Origin of the sequence: Aquabacterium sp. NJ1 (genome assembly GCF_000768065.1) — a bacterium.
GTDB lineage: Bacteria > Pseudomonadota > Gammaproteobacteria > Burkholderiales > Burkholderiaceae_C > Aquabacterium.
This window is the reverse complement of sequence record NZ_JRKM01000001.1, coordinates 3635154-3651185: the sequence shown is the minus strand read 5'-3', so window position 1 is coordinate 3651185 and position 16032 is coordinate 3635154. Positions and strand designations below refer to the sequence as shown.

10 protein-coding genes are annotated in these 16032 nt (G+C 64.1%); 9 read left to right on the top strand and 1 reads right to left on the bottom strand.

The window, feature by feature from the left end; genetic code table 11:
- Window positions 1-17 precede the first annotated feature (17 nt).
- Window positions 18-716, top strand: a complete 699-nt coding sequence (locus JY96_RS15680; RefSeq protein ID WP_035038814.1) for a DUF4197 domain-containing protein — start codon at window positions 18-20, stop codon at window positions 714-716.
- On the opposite strand, the gene JY96_RS15675 is transcribed toward JY96_RS15680, so the two are convergent.
- Window positions 691-5148 (bottom strand): YhdP family protein, encoded by a 4458-nt coding sequence (locus JY96_RS15675; RefSeq protein WP_152606533.1) that lies wholly within the window; start codon window positions 5146-5148, stop codon window positions 691-693. The two genes, JY96_RS15680 and JY96_RS15675, sit on opposite strands and share 26 nt — an antisense overlap.
- 134 nt (window positions 5149-5282) lie before the next feature.
- On the opposite strand from JY96_RS15675, the gene glnE reads away from it, so the two are divergent.
- The 8 genes from glnE to JY96_RS15635 all read left to right on the top strand — a co-directional run bounded on the left by glnE (window position 5283) and on the right by JY96_RS15635 (window position 16020).
- Window positions 5283-8207 carry a bifunctional [glutamate--ammonia ligase]-adenylyl-L-tyrosine phosphorylase/[glutamate--ammonia-ligase] adenylyltransferase gene (gene glnE / locus JY96_RS15670; protein ID WP_035038812.1) on the top strand — a complete coding sequence of 975 codons (2925 nt, stop codon included), beginning with the start codon at window positions 5283-5285 and terminating at the stop codon, window positions 8205-8207.
- An 8-nt stretch (window positions 8208-8215) separates the two neighbouring features.
- On the top strand, window positions 8216-8896 hold the full coding sequence (locus JY96_RS15665) for a rhomboid family intramembrane serine protease (RefSeq protein WP_035038810.1): 681 nt from the start codon (window positions 8216-8218) through the stop codon (window positions 8894-8896).
- A 107-nt stretch (window positions 8897-9003) separates the two neighbouring features.
- Complete coding sequence (locus JY96_RS15660; protein ID WP_052162604.1) at window positions 9004-10023, top strand: EpsD family peptidyl-prolyl cis-trans isomerase; 1020 nt, start codon at window positions 9004-9006, stop codon at window positions 10021-10023.
- 87 nt (window positions 10024-10110) lie between these two features.
- Complete coding sequence (gene epsF / locus JY96_RS15655) at window positions 10111-11565, top strand: chain length determinant protein EpsF (RefSeq protein WP_081961317.1); 1455 nt, start codon at window positions 10111-10113, stop codon at window positions 11563-11565.
- A 71-nt stretch (window positions 11566-11636) separates the two neighbouring features.
- On the top strand, window positions 11637-12512 hold the full coding sequence (locus JY96_RS15650; protein WP_035038808.1) for a polysaccharide biosynthesis tyrosine autokinase: 876 nt from the start codon (window positions 11637-11639) through the stop codon (window positions 12510-12512).
- Entirely contained in the window at window positions 12502-13500 is a 999-nt protein-coding gene (locus tag JY96_RS15645) for a glycosyltransferase family 2 protein (RefSeq protein ID WP_081961316.1), read from the top strand. Before JY96_RS15650 ends, JY96_RS15645 begins: the two co-directional genes overlap by 11 nt.
- Window positions 13497-14783: a hypothetical protein gene (locus tag JY96_RS15640; RefSeq protein ID WP_035038806.1), complete on the top strand. Its 1287-nt coding sequence runs from the start codon at window positions 13497-13499 to the stop codon at window positions 14781-14783. Before JY96_RS15645 ends, JY96_RS15640 begins: the two co-directional genes overlap by 4 nt.
- The gene (locus JY96_RS15635) at window positions 14767-16020 is read left to right on the top strand and encodes a glycosyltransferase (RefSeq protein ID WP_035038804.1); all 1254 of its coding nucleotides are present in this window, start codon (window positions 14767-14769) and stop codon (window positions 16018-16020) included. Before JY96_RS15640 ends, JY96_RS15635 begins: the two co-directional genes overlap by 17 nt.
- Window positions 16021-16032 lie beyond the last annotated feature (12 nt).

Sequence of the window (16032 nt, the reverse complement as noted above, 5' to 3'; positions counted from 1 at the left end):
GTCAGATGGAAAGAAAAATGGATCGTCGTACCGTATTGTCGTCCTCCTGGGCCACCGCGATGGGGCTGCTCGCACTCGAAGCCCTGCCTTCTGCAGGGTGGGCGGCCGCCTTCAGCCAGGCTGATGCCTCGGCGGCCTTGAAAGCCGCGCTGGAGCGTGGCGCGCAAGTGGCCGTCAAACAACTGGGGGCCGCCGACGGCTTCCTGTCCAATGACAAGGTGCGCATCGGGCTGCCCGACGTGCTGGAAAAGGCCGCGCCCATCTTGCGCACCGTGGGCCGCGGCGCGCAGCTCGATGAGCTGGTGACCTCCATGAACCACGCGGCCGAGAGCGCCGTGTCACTGGCTCAGCCGCTGCTGCTGCAGGCCATCAAGAGCATGTCGCTGCAGGATGCCCAGCACATCCTCCAGGGCGGTGAAAACGCCGTGACCGACTATTTCGCGACCAAAACGCGCACACCCTTGGGCCAGAAGTTCCAGCCCGTGGTGAGCAAGGCGCTCGACAAGCTGTCCATCACCAAGCGGTACAACGACCTGACCGGCAAGGCCAGCAAGCTGGGCCTGATCCAGGGCCAGCCCGTGACGGTGCAAGATCACGTCACGCAACGCGCACTGGATGGCCTGTACTTCGTGATTGGCGAAGAAGAACGCCGCATCCGCAAGGACCCGGTGGGCACGGGCAGCGCCCTGCTCAAGAAGGTTTTCGGGGCTTTGTGACCGGCGCACTGGCGGCCTCGGCCGAGGCCGCCGCCGGCGCACCTTCGACCTTGCTGCCATTGACCTTCTCGACCTGAGGGTCCGCCCAGGGGCCGGTGACCTTGAACTCCTGCGTGCCGGCATCGGCCACCTGCTTGCGCAACAGCATCTGCGCAATGAAGGTGCCCAGGCCCACCACCGGGTTGATGGCGGCATAGGCGAGCGAGGCGCCACCGGCGTTCACTTCCGGCACCACGTACACGTGCAGGTTCTGCGTTTCACGCGCCAGATCGGCCTGCCCCTCCATCAGCACCACGGCCTGCACGCCACGCATGCGCAGGTTGCGTGTGGTGGCCTGGCCCTGGCCGATCTTCACGTCGCCATCGATGCTGTCAAAGGCAAAGCCCTGCTGGAAGAGGTCGCGGAAGTCCAGCGTCAGGCGGCGCGGCAGCGATTGCAGGCTCAGCACGCCCAGCAGCTTGGCCATGCCTGGGTCCACCTTGAGGAACTGCCCTTCGCTGATCTGCACATTGATGTCGCCCGCCATGGACAAGGGATCTGGCTCCATGGGCGAGCCCAGCCAGCTCACCTGCCCCGTGAGCTTGCCCTTGCCGCCCTTGATCGTCTGCGGCAGGCCCAGCCGGTTGAGCAGGTTGCCGCTGTTTTGCAAGTCCAGCGTGAAGCCGAATGCCGACCGCGGCTTGAGCCTGGCCACGCCACCAGGTTTGCGTGCGGCGCTTTGGGCGCCCAGGGCCGTCCAGTTGCCGCTGGCGCTCAGTTGCGCTTCGGGGGTGATCATGCGCAGCTTGGTCATGCGCCACTCTGGTACGGGCGCAGCGCCCACCATGGGCACCAGCCGGTTGATGGCATCCACCTCCAGGCGGCCCAGTGGGATGCCGCGCCACTCCAGTTGGTCAATGACCACGTCCAGCGCGGGCAAGGTGCTGCTGGTGTCAGAAGACAGCATCTGCTCGGTCGCACGTTCTTCCAGCGCCTGGGCCTCAGCCGCGGGCACGGACAACCTCGACAGGCGCGCCACCACGCGGCTGCCGCCCGTTGCCAGCGGCGCGGTTTCCGGCACCCATTCGATCAGGCCGGCCACCTGCTGCGCATCCAGCTGCACACGCCACACACCGGGTGAGGGGTGAGCCAGGGAGCCTGACACATCCTTGAGCGTGCGTTGCTGGAAGGTCAGCGCACCCGCCTTCACGCTCACGCTGTCAGGCAGGTAGGTTTCTGACGGGTCAGCCCCATTGCCGCTGCCACTGCCATTGCCAGGCGGGGTGCGCCCGCCGTCAGGCTGCCTGAACAGGGCGGCCACGCTGGACCAGGCATCCAGGTCCAGGGCCGGCACGACCGCCTGGGCTGACACGCCCTTGACCGGCAAGGGCAACAAGCCCGTGGCCTCGGGCATGCCCGCCTGCACCAGGCTGATCGCGCCTCGCGTGACGCGCGCCTGCTCGCCGCTGGTATCGCGCCGCAGGTCCACACGCAGCCACGGGATGGCGGTGGCCGTCATCTGCAGCACCTGCGGGTTGCCCAGGTCCACGATCAAGGCGTCGCTGAGGCCTTGCGCGTCTTCCTGCCGGTGGATCACCTTGAGCGGCCACACGGCCTGCGCCGGCTTGTTGAGCGGCGCAGGCAGGTTGGTGGACATGCCTTGCAGGCTGGAGCTGATCTGCACCTCCGGCAGGCTGCGTTGGCCCTGCGCGTCCAGGCGTCCCATCGAGACCGTGACGGTCACCGGCGCCTCGCCGGTGAAGCGCTGCGCCAGCTTCTGCAGGAAGGGGATCTCCTGCGCCTGGCGCAAGCCTTCGGCGGACATCGACCCCTGCGCCACAAAACGGGTCACGCCATCCGAACTGCGGCGGCCATCCACGTCCACCGCATGCCCCCAGACCCGTGCGCGGGCTTTCACGTTCAGATCGGTTTCGGTGAAGGCGATCGTGCCTTGCAGCGCGGCGAATTGCGGCACCGAAGGGTTGAGGCGCAAGCTGGCGCCATCGGTGTCGGCCATCACCACGCTGCCCTTGAGCCTGGTGTCATCGGCGTGGTCCAGCGGGATGTCCAGCGACAGGCGCATCGTGGCCTGCCCGCTGGACTGCGCCGTGCCCAGCACATTGCCCGTCCAGCGCCCGATCGGCGAGGCCGACAGGAAACGCACCATGTCGTTGAGCGGGCCTTCGCCCTGCCCCTTGATCGTCAGATGCGGGTCCTTGTGGCCCAGGTCATCGATGCGCCCCTCCACATCATGCAGACCGAACTGCCCCGAGCCCACGCCGCCCAGACGGCCACGCGCCTCCTGGATCAGCATGCGCTGCCCTTCGAACAGCAGCAGGCCTTGCAGCGATGTCAGGGGTGGCCAGTTCACCGGCTTGGCGCCGGGCTGAGAGCCCATGAGCCCTTGGGGCACGTAGTCCAGCGACACGTCTCGCAAAGGCACGCGCACCCGGAAGCGGCCGCCCTTGTCGTCCTTGAACGGAAACTCGTTGAGGTCGCCGTCCACATCGAAAGAGACCTTTTCGCCTTGCCCGCTGCTCAGCGCCAGGCGCACATAGTCGCGTGGCGCCTTCGGGATCGCCATGGGAAGGTAGCGCCAGACCTTGGTGGCGTCAGCCCGGTCCAGCCGCCCGCTCAGGTTCAAGCTGCCGGGGAAGCGGGAGATGGGTTTGCCATCGATGGGTGACAGCCCCGAGCCGGTCTGCCAACTGCCCTCCAGTTGCCCGCTCGCATCGTCATTCGCAAACGAGGCCTGGCTGACATCGACCTTCAACTTCGCCGGCACGCCTTTGAGCCCCGAGGGGGTGATGGTCCAGGCCACCCGCGCCTGCAAACCGGTCAGCGGGATGTTCGGCTCTTCGAACACGCCAGGGAACGCAATCCAGCCGTGCCTGACTTCCAGATCGGCCCGCCCGCCAGACTCGTCGGCGTTCACGCTGACGGTGGCCTGGTCCATGCCGGGGCGGCTGTCCTTGTCGGACGAAGCCCAGCCCAGGCCGCGCACACGGCCGCTGGCCTTGTAGTGCACCGGCGCCTCCAGCAAGCCATCCCAGCGCCATTGCAGTTGCTCGACCACACCGTGCGGCGCCACATCGGCCAGCGTGGTGCGCACCCCCGGCGCCAGCGGCAGGCGGTCGGCCAGTTGCGCCAGCAGATGCAGATCCAGCCGGTCGGCCTGCGCTTCGCCGCCACGCGTCAAGCCCCATACCGCGTCAGACAGGCCGGCAGCAGGCCAGGGTGCGTGCCGCCAGACCAGGTTGCCGCTGCTGCTCGGCCAGACCAGGCCATCGCTCAGCACGAAGGCCAGCTTCTGGAAAGCCAGGGAAGACACCTCGGCCTCGTGCGACACCGCCACCACACCATTGAGCCGCTTGAAGGCCAGCGGCGCCAGATTGGGCGCCAGGCGGACGTTCACATCCGTCAGGCCCACATCCAGCTTCATGCCGCTGGGCAAGCCCTTGGCCAGGCTCAACTCGGCACGCACCGCACCACGACCGCCCTCCACGTCGATGGGCAGACTCACATGCCGCTTGAGGCGCTGCACATCCACCAAGGGCATGGCCGCACTGACCGTGCCCGACCAGGTCTGCCACTGGCTGGGCCGCGTGGCGTCCAGCTCCCAACGCTGCCAGAAAGGCACGACCTCACCATCCTTGAGCGGCACGCCCGAGGCCATCCACAAGGGTTGGGTCATGGAGGCGGCCACCTTGAAGCGCTGGCCAAACTCGGCAGGCGGCGTGGCTTCAATCGTCAGTTCGTGCACGCGCCGCCCCAGGCCGGGCCGGTTGCGCAAGGTCAGGTCCAGCTGGCGCAGCGCCAGCGTCGGTGCACCTTTGAGCTCATCCGTCCAGCGGATCGTGCCCTGCGAAATCTGAACACGCGCCTGGGACAACAACCAGTCGGTCGCACTCGAACTCCCGTCGCCACCACCACTGCGGTCCAGGCGCAAGCCCGCCACATGCCATTGCCCGGCGGCGTCACGGCGCACGTCCAGCTCAGGCGCCACCAGCACGAGCTGGTCCAGGCGCAGCTCCCTGTCGGCCAGCGCACGCGGCGACAAGGTCGACAAGGACACGCGCGCCGTGACCTCGGGCAGGCGCAGCGCCACCCGCCCGGCCGCATCCAGCAATTGCACCTCGTGCAAGGACAAGGTCGGCCAGATGCCATCGGCGCGCCCCGACACATGCCCGATGCGCACGGGCACCCCTATTGCTTGCGTGGCCTGCTCAGCCAGGTCAAAACGCCAGGCATCGATACGCGGCAGAATCTGAAAGATCAGGACGCCCCAAGCCAGGGCGCCCAACAACAGCAACACCCCGGCCAACACGGACGACACCAGCATGACCCGACGCCCCACGCGCCCCAATGTCAGGACGGAGGTTTTCAGGATGCCGCGTTGGCTGGCGCGGGATCCAGCTTGGCGTGAAGGGGAAGCGTCGGGGTTCGAAGACATGAAACAGGGGCACCATCCGTCGAACCACCTACATTTCAGGGCACGCTGGTGCTCTACCATGACAAGTTGGTACAGCCCCAGGGATCGACAACCGATAACCCTAGCACAGACCACCTCCCTGGCCATTCGGTTCCATGCTTGATTTCCCATTTGACGCTGTAAAGACAACGGCCCAGGCCGAGCGATCGCGTTACGTTCAACGCATCCGCCGTCGTTATCCGGCCGAACTGGCCGCCTTTGCCGAAACCGCACCCGGTCAACCACGTGCCGCCCAGATCGGCGCCCTGATCGACCACCTGCTGGCGCAAGGGCGCGAGCTGGGCGCCGCCTTGCGGGTGGCACGTCAGTTGGTCATGGAACGCCTGGTCGTGCTGGACGTCGAGCAAGGTGCAGCCATGCTGGACATCACCGCCACCATGACGGAGCTGGCCGAGGTCACCCTGGATTACGCCCTGCGTGCCGCCGAGGCCGAAGCCGACGACAAACACGGCGCCCCGCTCAACGAACAAGGCCAGCGCATCGACCTGTGGGTGGTCGGCATGGGCAAACTGGGCGGGCGCGAGCTCAACGTCTCGTCCGACATCGACCTGATCTACGTCTACGAAGAAGACGGCCACACCACCGGCCTGCGCGACGACATCGGCATCGTCAAAGGCCGTGTCACCGTTCACGAATACTTCAGCAACGTGGCCCGCCGCCTGTCCACCCTGATTGGCGACAACACCGAGGACGGCTTCGTCTTCCGGGTGGACCTGGCCCTGCGCCCCAACGGCAACTCCGGCCCTTCCGTGGTCAGCCTGGGCATGCTGGAAGAATATTTCCTGGTCCAGGGTCGCGAATGGGAGCGCTTTGCCTGGCTCAAGAGCCGCATCATCGCGCCGCGCCGCGCCATGCCCGGCGGCGAACACCACCAGCGCGCCCTGGCCCTGCGTGACATCGTCATGCCCTTCGTCTTCCGCCGCTACCTGGATTACGGTGTGTTCGAAGGCCTGCGCCAGCTGCACCGCAAGATCCGCGACGAGGCCAACCGCCGCGCCGCCGGTCGCCCCGAGCGCGCCAACGACGTCAAGCTGTCGCGCGGCGGCATCCGCGAAATCGAATTCACCGTGCAGTTGCTGCAGGTGGTGCGCGGCGGGCAGTTCCCCGAAATCCGCACGCGCTCCACGCTCAAGGCCCTGCCCCGTCTGGTCGCCCGTGGCCTGATCCCCAGCGCCACCGCCAACTGGCTGGCGCAGGCCTACACCTTCCTGCGCCGCATCGAGCACCGCATCCAGTACCTGGACGACCAGCAGACCCACCTGCTGCCCACCGACAACAAGGACCTGGCCTGGATCGCCGACAGCCTGGGCCTGCTGGGGCGTGACAAGGGCACCCCGCTCAACCCCGACTGCCACAGCGGCACCTGCCAGTTGCTGGACGCCCTGTGCAGCGTGCGCGAGTTCGTCGCCACCGAGTTCGACTCCCTGCTCCACGATGGCCGCAGCCCGGAAGCCGGCAACGGTGGTTGCCGCAACTGCGGGGGCCCGCCCCTGCCGGTCGACAGCGACGAATTCATCGCCAAATTGCCGGAACCCGTCGCCTCGCGTGTGCGTGAGTTCGCCCAGCAACCCAAGGTGGCCATGCTGTCGGATGCGGCCAAACTGCGCCTGGCCAAGCTGATCGGCCGCGCCACCAAGGCGGCCTTCGGCAAGGACGACAACACGCCGGAAACCGCCTGCCTGGGCCCAGACGCCGTCCTGCACTTCATCGACTGGCTCAACCCCCTGCTGCGCCGCGACAGCTACCTGTCCCTGCTGGCCGAGCGCCCGGAGGTGCTCAACCGCCTGCTGCGCCTGCTGGGCCTGGCCAAATGGCCGATGCGCTACCTGCTGCGCCACCCTGGCGTGATCGACGAGCTGGCCGACCCGCGCCTCATGGAGGGCCGCTTCGACCCCATCGGCTACCAGAAAGAGCTCAACGAACGGCACAACGCCTGGTCCCGCGCCGGCCAGCTGGACGAAGAAGCCTTGCTCGACACCCTGCGCCGCGCCCACCATGCCGAAGTCTTCCGCACCCTGGTGCGCGACGTGGAAGGCCAGCTCACCGTCGAGCAAGTCGCCGACGACCTGTCGGCCCTCGCGGATGCCACCCTGAACACCACCATCCAGTGGGCCTGGGGCCATCTGCAACAACGCCCTGGCAAACAAGGTGCGTACGCCGTCGGCCGTCAGCCCCACTTTGCCGTCATTGCCTACGGCAAGCTGGGTGGCCTGGAGCTGGGCTACGGCAGCGACCTGGATGTCGTCTTCCTGTACGACGATACCCAGGACGTCGAGCCCGCCAACGCCGGCCCGGACACCGCCGGCCCCATCGACGCCTACCTGCTGTTCGCCCGCAAGCTCGTCACCTGGCTGACCCTGCGCACCTCGGCCGGCGAGCTGTTCGACATCGACACGGCCCTGCGCCCCAACGGCAACTCCGGCCTGCTGGTCACCAGCTTCCATGCCTTTGACGACTACCAGCGCCAGCGCGGCAGCAACACCGCCTGGACCTGGGAACACCAGGCCCTGACCCGTGCGCGTTGGTGCGCCGGCGAGCCCGCGCTGGCCGAACGTTTTGAGGCCACCCGCCGCGCCGTGCTCAGCGCCGTGCGCGACCCGGTCGCCCTGCGCGACGAAGTCACCAGCATGCGCGAACGCATGCGTGAGGCGCACACCTGCCCGCCCACCGAGTTCGACATCAAACACAGCCCTGGCGGCATGATCGACGTCGAGTTCGCTGTGCAGTACCTGATCCTGGCCTTCAGCCACCAGCACCCCGAACTGCTGGACAACAAGGGCAACATCGCCCTGCTTGACCGCGCCGAACATGCCGGGCTGCTGCCCACAGGCGTAGGCCATGCCGCCGGCCAGGCCTACCGTGAATTGCGCCGCATCCAGCACCGAGCCCGCCTGGACGACGCCCCGACCAAATTCACGCTCGAACAGATGCCCGCGCTGGTGCCGCTCAAGGAAGCAGTGCTGGCCCTCTGGTTGGCCGTCTTCCCGGCCGTGCCCGCGGCCGCCCCCCCAGCCGGCTGACCGGCGGCGTGAACACCCGCCCCCGCTCCGCCGTCTCGCCCGGCACCTGGGCGTGGCTGCTCGTCAGCCTGATCCTGGGCGTGCCGGCGGCGCTGGCTGGGTGGGTTCCGCTGGATCTGCCCAGCACCCAGTGGCCCACTTGGGCGCAGCAATGGGCCCTGCACCCCGATGCCGGCTGGCACCAAGCCGCCTGGACTTTCTGGAGCACTGCCTGGCTGCACGGCAGCAGCGCCCACCTCCTTAAAAACCTGATCGCCCTGGGCCTGCTGGCCATCCTGGGCATCAGCGCACGCATGCCCTGGCAAGCCGCGCTGGCCTGGCTGCTCGCCTGGCCACTCACCCAGATCGGCATGCTGCACCAGCCGCTGCACACCTATATCGGCCTGTCAGGTGTGTTGCACGCCGGCTTGACCGTCGTGGCGCTGCATCACCTCACCCACCCGATTCAAATGGATCGACGTCAAAGAATCCTGGGTTTGATTCTCTTGCTGGGTCTGATATTCAAAATCCTCATGGAAAACCCCTGGCAACACACCCTGATTCGGCCCATTGGCTCGGATATAAATGTGGCCCCTTGGGCACATTTGAGCGGCGCAGCCGCAGGCGCTGTTGCATATCTCTTCACTTCTGTTACCTCGCGGGCACGGAGTGTGAAGGGACTGACACGCAAGCAACGTACACTCAATTGAGCACCCCGAGTAAACCCCCGGGAACTTCAGGGCCGCTACAAGATCATGCACTGGTGCCGAAAACGGCCCGTGCAAAAACCAACTGACACAACCACATAAGTTCGACCATGCAAACCCGCCTGCAAGCCATTGCCCGTCAACGCTCCATTCGCCTGATGGTGTTGTTGCCCGTCGTCGTTGCCGCCTCTCTGGCTGCCGGCTGTGGCGACAAATCCAAATCTGAAGGCAAGGCCAGCCAGGCCGCCGCCCGTGTCAACGGCGATGAAATCACCGTGCACCAGATCAACCAGCTGCTGGAGCGTCAGCAAGGCCTCAAGCCCGAGCAGGCCGAAGCCGCCAGCCGCCAGGCCCTGGAAGGCCTGATCGACCAGCAACTGGCCGTGGCCAAGGCCGAAGAGCAAAAGATCGACCGTGACCCCCAAGTGGTTGCCCTGCTGGACTCCACCCGCCGCAGCATCCTGGCACGCGCCTACCTGGAGAAGGCCTCCGCAGCCGGTGCTGGCACCCCCACCTCCGATGAAGTGCGCAAGTACTTCGACACCAAGCCTGCCCTGTTCTCCCAGCGCAAGGTCTACGCCCTGCAGGAATTCACCGTTCCCGCCACGCCCGAGCAGACCACCGCCACCATTGAGAAGCTGAAGGCCGCCAAGAACCCCAACGAGTTTGTGGAAGTGCTCAAGGCCAGCGGCCTGAAGTTCAGCGCCCAGCAAACCACCCAGGCTGCCGAAGGCCTGCCCCTGGGCATCCTGGACCAGCTCGCCAAGGTCAATGACGGCGAAGCCCTGTTCGTGACCGCCAAGGACGGCTTCAAGGCCGTGCTGGTCGTGGCCAGCAAGAGCCAGCCCGTCACCTTCGAACAGGCCAAGCCCGCTATCGAGCAATACCTGACGGTCGAACGCCGCCGCGAATTCGCCCAGAAGGAGCTGAAGAACCTGCGTGCTGCCGCCAAGATCGAATACATCGGCAAGTTTGCCGAGAAGCCGGCATCTGGTGCCTCCGCAGCTGCAGCCAGCGCGCCTGAGGCCAGCGAGCAGGCCGCATCGGCCGCGGCCGCAACAGAACCAGCCGCCTCCTCCGGTGGCCTGGACGCCGCAGCCCTGAACAAGGGCTTGTCCGGCCTGAAATAACGCACGATTGACCCGCATTTGACAGCATGAGGCCAGGAAATCTGGCCTCATGCTGCAGGCAGAGCAGAGGTGCCATAGAGAAGATGTATGACTTTTGAACACTTATTTCGCATTCTCAAAGCCAGGAAGAAGCTGGCAAGTCTGATCTTTGCCTCGACCATGCTGCTGACGCTCATCGTCAGCGTCGTGCTGCCCAAGACCTACAAGGCTACTGCGACCGTCGTGGCCGACATCAAGCCGGACCCTGTCTCCGGTCTGTCTCAACTCGGTGTCGCGACGCAAAGCAGCTACTTGGTCACTCAGGCCGACATCATTCAAAGCGCGAATGTTGCGCAACGCGTGATTCGCTCCCTACACCTGATGGAAAGCAAAGCCATGCGGGATAAGTGGGTCGATGAGACCGAGAGCAAGGGCGACTATGAAGCCTGGCTGGGCGAACGCATTGGCAAGGGCCTCATCGTCAAGCCGTCCCGCGACTCCAATGTGCTTGAGATCACCTACAAGGGCGCTGATCCCAAGTTCTCCGCAGCCCTGGCCAATGCCTATGCCAAGTCCTACATCGACTCGGTCATCCAGATGAAGATCGATCCGGCCCGCAGCTACGCCGACTTTTTCGAAGAGCGCTCGCGCATCGCACGCGAAAAACTTGAAAAGGCCCAGCAGAAGCTGGCTGAGGCCCAGAAGGCCCGGGGCATCGTTGTCACTGACGAGCGCATGGACGTCGAAACCTCCAAGCTGACCGAACTCGGAGCCCAATTGGTGCTGGCCCGCGCCCAGCTGGCGGAATCATCCAGCCGCGACCAAGCGGCCAAGCACAAAGGCGACAACCTATCCGATGTGCTGAACAACCCCGTGGTCGCTGGACTGAAGTCCGACATCTCCCGTCTACAAAGCAAACTGCACGAGTTGGAGTCCACCTATGGTGACAACTACCCTCAGGTGAGGGAAACCAGGGCGAGCATCCACGAGCTGGAAGCCCGCATGCGCAATGAAATAGCCCGCGTGCAAAACAGCGTCGCCATCAACAACGACATCTCACAAAGCCGTGAGGCCGTTGTGCAGGCCGCCTTCGACGAACAACGCACCAAGCTGCTCAAACTCAAAGAACAACGCACAGAACTGGCCGTACTGGAGCAGGAAGTCACCAGCGCGCAGCGCATCTACGACGCCCTGCAATCGCGCCTGAGCCAGGTCAATCTGGAAAGCAACAGCAGCCAGAGCAACATCTACCTGCTGAGCCCAGCCACCGAGCCCAGCGAGCATTCCTCGCCGCGCTTGCTACTCAACATGTTGATCGCCTTCTTCCCCGCCACCCTGTTCGCCGTCCTGGGTTGTTTGGGCGTGGAAATGCGCGACCGCCGCGTGCGCAGCGTGCTCGATCTGCGCGTCCTGCAAGACATCCCCGTTCTCGGCACCATGCCCGGCCCCAACTCGCGCAACTACGACAACAAGCGTCTGGAGCGTTCTGCGTTCGGCAAATACTTCTCTTCGGTGTCTCCCGCTGCCATCAAGAACGAGCGCGGCCTCGTTTCACAAAAATAAGAAGAAGCGTTGAAGCCATGAAACCCAGTTCCAAACAGACTTTTCATGCGTCTGCCCTCGGCGAGCCAACCATGTCGTTCGCCGACACCCAGACGGACAACCAACGCTCCATCGGCGAGATCATCAGCCAGGCCAACAACCTGTCGCCCGAACAAATCGAACAGATACTTGGCTACCAGCGCGAGCATGGCGTGCGTTTCGGCGAAGCCGCCGTAGCACTGGGCTTGGCCAACAACGACGACGTGATGTGGGCGCTGGCTCAGCAGTTCCACTATCCCTACTCCCAGGACAACGACACCAGCAAATCGCTGCCCAGCGAGGTGGTGGTGGCGACGCAGCCCTTCTCGGCCCGTGCGGAAGCCTTCCGCAGTATGCGCAGCCACCTGATCATGCGCATGTTCAACAGCGAGGCCGCCGGCTCCAAGCACGCTATCGCGGTGGTCAGCCCCAATACAGGCGACGGCAAGAGTTACTTCGCCGCCAACCTGGCCGCAGCCTTCTCGCAACTGTCGGGCCGCACCCTGCTGATCGACGCCGACATGCGCACACCGCGCCAGCACGAGCTGTTCGATCTGGCGGAGTCCAGTTCGGGCCTGTCGACCATCCTCTCGGGCCGGGCCGCTTCCAATGTCATCAAGCCCGTCAAGCAACTGCACAGCCTGTTCGTGCTGCCCGTGGGCACTACGCCGCCCAATCCACAAGAACTGGTCGAGCGACCCGCATTCGGCCTGCTGATCCGCGAGCTGTCTCTGAAGTTCGACCATATCATCGTCGATACACCAGCAGCGTCACTGGGCGCAGACGGTGCGGTAATTGCCGCCAAGTGCGGAGCTGCCATTCTGATCGCACGGCAAAATCACAGCCGCATGGACGATGTTCAGCACCTGGTCAACATCGCCCGCATCGGGTCGACAAAGATCGTAGGCACTGTGATCAATGAGTTCTGACGTACGCCCCAGACAAGAGCGACGTCACCTCATTTCCGTTGTGATCGTCAATTACAACGGCCTCAAGTTTTTACATCAGTGCTTGGATGCCGTCTCCAAGACCGCGTTCTCAAAGCACGACTTCGAGATCATCGTCGTTGACAACGCGTCCAGCGACGGCAGCCAGGCGCTGCTGCGCGAATGGTCTGGAATCACCTACATCGAATCCCCAATCAACACGGGCTTTACAGGCGGCAACAACCTGGCCGCCAAGGCCGCCAAGGGCGACATCCTGCTCCTGCTCAACAATGACACCCGAGTGGAGGGCTCACTGGACCCAATGGTCGACGAGCTGCTTCGCCCCGGTGTAGGCGCGGTGGGCTGTCGGCTCCACTACGGCGACGGCCGCCTACAGTTCTCATCAGGGCATGAGCACACGGCACTCCGCATCGCCTGCTCCTGGTTCGGTGTAGAGAAATGGGCTTGGTTGCCCAAGATCTTCCGCCGCCTGGAAACCGATCCTGCCTTTTATGACACGGACCACCGTAGAGTGGATTGGGTATCCGGCGCCGCATTGATGACCTGGACGCACCTGTGGCGACAGATCGGCGGGATGGACGAGAGCTTCTTCATGTACTGTGAGGATGTTGATTACTGCCGGAACCTGCGCCTGGCCGGCCAGTCGGTGTGCTTTACGCGGGCATCTAGCATCACCCACTATGAGGGTGCAGGCAAGGTCTGGATCGGCCCAAACGCGCTGCAACGGACTGCGCGCTCCTACGTCATCTACGTCAACAAACATTTCGGCGCGCTGCGTAGTCGGCTGATGGCTGGTGCGCTGGGTTGCACCTTCATACTGCGCGCGGCTGTGTTCTCCGCCATGGCCATCCTTCGCCGCCTGCCCGCGGACCGAGGTGCAGTACTGAAGGAAAAAGGGACTGCCTTCCTCCAATCCGGAAAATCGCTGCTTCGCTGCGCCTTCAGCGGACAACAGCCCCAACTGCCATGAGCCCCTTCTCGATACTGGTCTTCCTGGTCGTCTGCCTGACGGTTTACAGCCCCTTCAACAAGACGCTGTTCATGTTGGCGGGGCTGTCCAACTACACCTCCACGTTACGGGATCTGCTGCTCATCACACTCGGGATCTGGGGCATCGTGCGCGCCAACCCGCTGCGTGCCTCGCGGTTGCTGTGGGGCGTGCTCCTGCTGTTCGTCACCATCTTCGTCTACATCGGCGTGTCCGCAGTCGAAGACCAGTACATGCCTGGCCTGTACTACTCGCGCTTCTACGCCCTGCCCGTGTTCTTCATGATGGCGCTGGCAGGTGCCCTGCACAATGCCTCGCCACGCGACAAGGCCTTGTTCATTGATGGCGCGGTCTGGCTAAATACCATCACGGTGGTGGTTGCCATCGTGCTGTACGGCGTGATGCTTGCTGATAGCGTCATCGCCAGCAAGCTGATTGTCGGCGTCGACGACGCGGTGCTACTGGCCGACTCCTGGTACATCTCCGGTGGCGTATGGATGCGTATGGGCCTGCCTGCAACCAGCCCCAACAGCCTGGGCCTGATGCTGTCGCTGAACCTCGTGCTCAACACCTTGCTCATTGGCACATCCAACCAAGCGATAACCAGCAACACGCTCAAGAAGCTCCTCCCCTACGCCACAGGCCTGACATTCCTGGCACTGCTGCTTACCTTCTCACGAAGCAGCGTCTTGCTGTACATCGTGGGCTTGCTCACGCTCTACTTCTCCGGTTCGATCCGCATTCCCAGCAAGACACTGTGGCAATTGGGAATCGGCGGCACGGTGATCCTGGTTGCCGGAGTGGTCACCATCGTGGCCATCAACCCCGACATCGCGGACAACGTCCTGCGCTGGCTCGCGCTTAACTTGTCTGGCGACGATCCCTCCATGCAAGGCCACATCAAGACGTTCAAAGAGGCCTGGGACAGGCTGCCCGAATACTATTTGCACGGCTTCCCAAAGGGCACTGTCGGCCCCAACGCCGTGTTCTTTACGCTGTCGATCAACCACGTGGAAAACACCATCCTTGGTGTGATCTACGACATGGGGTTTTTCATTGGGGCGGCCTTCCTGCTCGGCTGGGGGCTCACGCTGAGCCACTTCTACAAGCACCGCTCACAGCGCGCTCCATTTCTGGGCTTTTTTGTCTGCTCACAATTCCTGCCCTATTTCTTTGGCGCTGATTCCCTCATCCTGTTCACCTACATCTTCGCCGCATGCGGCCTTGTCAGCTACCAGGGCGCTAGCCATGAGTCCCCGCGCTGACAACCGGCTGCTCATCGTCGCGCCGTTTCCATATGCGGCCAATTCCGGCCAGGGCGGTGCCACTGTCTGCAGCAAGGCCCTTCGCTTGCTGCAACTCGACTTCGATGTTGGCATGGTGTGCTTCTCCAACGACAGCGAGGTGGACCGCAAGGCTTGTGCAGAACTCCAGCTTAGCCTGGCCCATTTCGAATCGGTGCAGCTGCGCATCAACAAGCTGAAAGTGCTTCAGGCCAAGCTGTCATCTGTCCTACTGAGACCCGAGCACCCCCACTATTTCGACAGCCAGGCTATGCGCGATGCACTTGACAGGGCCTTGCGCACCTTACAGCCCACAGCGGTCATCTTCCAGTTCCCGCAAATGGCTCAGTACCTGCCGGATCCATCGAGTCTGCCAGCGGGGCAAGCTACCCCTCACACCATCATGGATGTGCAGGACGCCTACTCTGTCTCGTGGTTCCGCCGCCTGAGCTCCACCCATGGGCCCCTATCCCGCCTGTATGCCTTGCTGCAATGGTTGAGTTGGATCAAGTACGAACGCAAGCACTACGCACGAGCCAGCCAGGTATGGACCTTGAGCAGCCAAGACAGGTTCGGCTTGAGCCTGTATGCGCCGCAACTATCCCCCCGCGTGATGGGTTTGCCGCTGGATATTCCTGGCACACCTTCTCGAGCGCCCGCACGTCATGACGACAACGCTTTCGGTAATCCAAACCTGCGAGTTGGCTTCTTGGGCTCCTTCGGCCATGCGCCCAATGTCGAAGCCCTGCACTTCCTGCTAAAAGAGATCGTACCGGCAACCGCATCCCTACCCATCGAGTTCGTCGTGGCCGGACGCCACCCCCCGGCGGACCTGGTGGCTGCCGCCCCTGCCAATGTGCGCTTTCTCGGCTTCGTCGAATCCCTGGATGACTTCTACGGGCAATGCCACGTCATCATCGCTCCCCTGCTCAGTGGCGGTGGCGTGAAGATCAAGGTAGCCGAAGCACTGGCCCACGGCAAGGCTGTGGTCACAACGGCAATCGGGGCAGAAGGGCTTGATGTGGACAACGGTCAACAGCTGCTGCTGGCGCAATCAGCGAGGGACTTCGCAAATCAACTGGCTCGCCTTAGCTCGACTCCCGCGCTGGCCAGCCACTTGCAGACCCAGGCCTACGAGGCAGCCAAAGCACAGTTGGATGGATCCGCCTGGCTAGCCAGAGTCAAGCAGGCCATGGACGCAGTCGGCGCCCCCCGCTGACGCACTCAACTC

Excerpts from the sequence above, each read along its gene's own strand:
- glnE (WP_035038812.1), top strand. The coding sequence starts at position 5,283 with ATGCTTGATTTCCCATTTGACGCTGTAAAGACAACGGCCCAGGCCGAG.
- JY96_RS15635 (WP_035038804.1), top strand. The coding sequence starts at position 14,767 with ATGAGTCCCCGCGCTGACAACCGGCTGCTCATCGTCGCGCCGTTTCCA.
- JY96_RS15645 (WP_081961316.1), top strand. The coding sequence starts at position 12,502 with ATGAGTTCTGACGTACGCCCCAGACAAGAGCGACGTCACCTCATTTCC.
- JY96_RS15675 (WP_152606533.1), bottom strand. The coding sequence starts at position 5,148 with ATGTCTTCGAACCCCGACGCTTCCCCTTCACGCCAAGCTGGATCCCGC.
- JY96_RS15660 (WP_052162604.1), top strand. The coding sequence starts at position 9,004 with ATGCAAACCCGCCTGCAAGCCATTGCCCGTCAACGCTCCATTCGCCTG.
- epsF (WP_081961317.1), top strand. The coding sequence starts at position 10,111 with ATGACTTTTGAACACTTATTTCGCATTCTCAAAGCCAGGAAGAAGCTG.
- JY96_RS15640 (WP_035038806.1), top strand. The coding sequence starts at position 13,497 with ATGAGCCCCTTCTCGATACTGGTCTTCCTGGTCGTCTGCCTGACGGTT.
- JY96_RS15650 (WP_035038808.1), top strand. The coding sequence starts at position 11,637 with ATGTCGTTCGCCGACACCCAGACGGACAACCAACGCTCCATCGGCGAG.
- JY96_RS15680 (WP_035038814.1), top strand. The coding sequence starts at position 18 with ATGGATCGTCGTACCGTATTGTCGTCCTCCTGGGCCACCGCGATGGGG.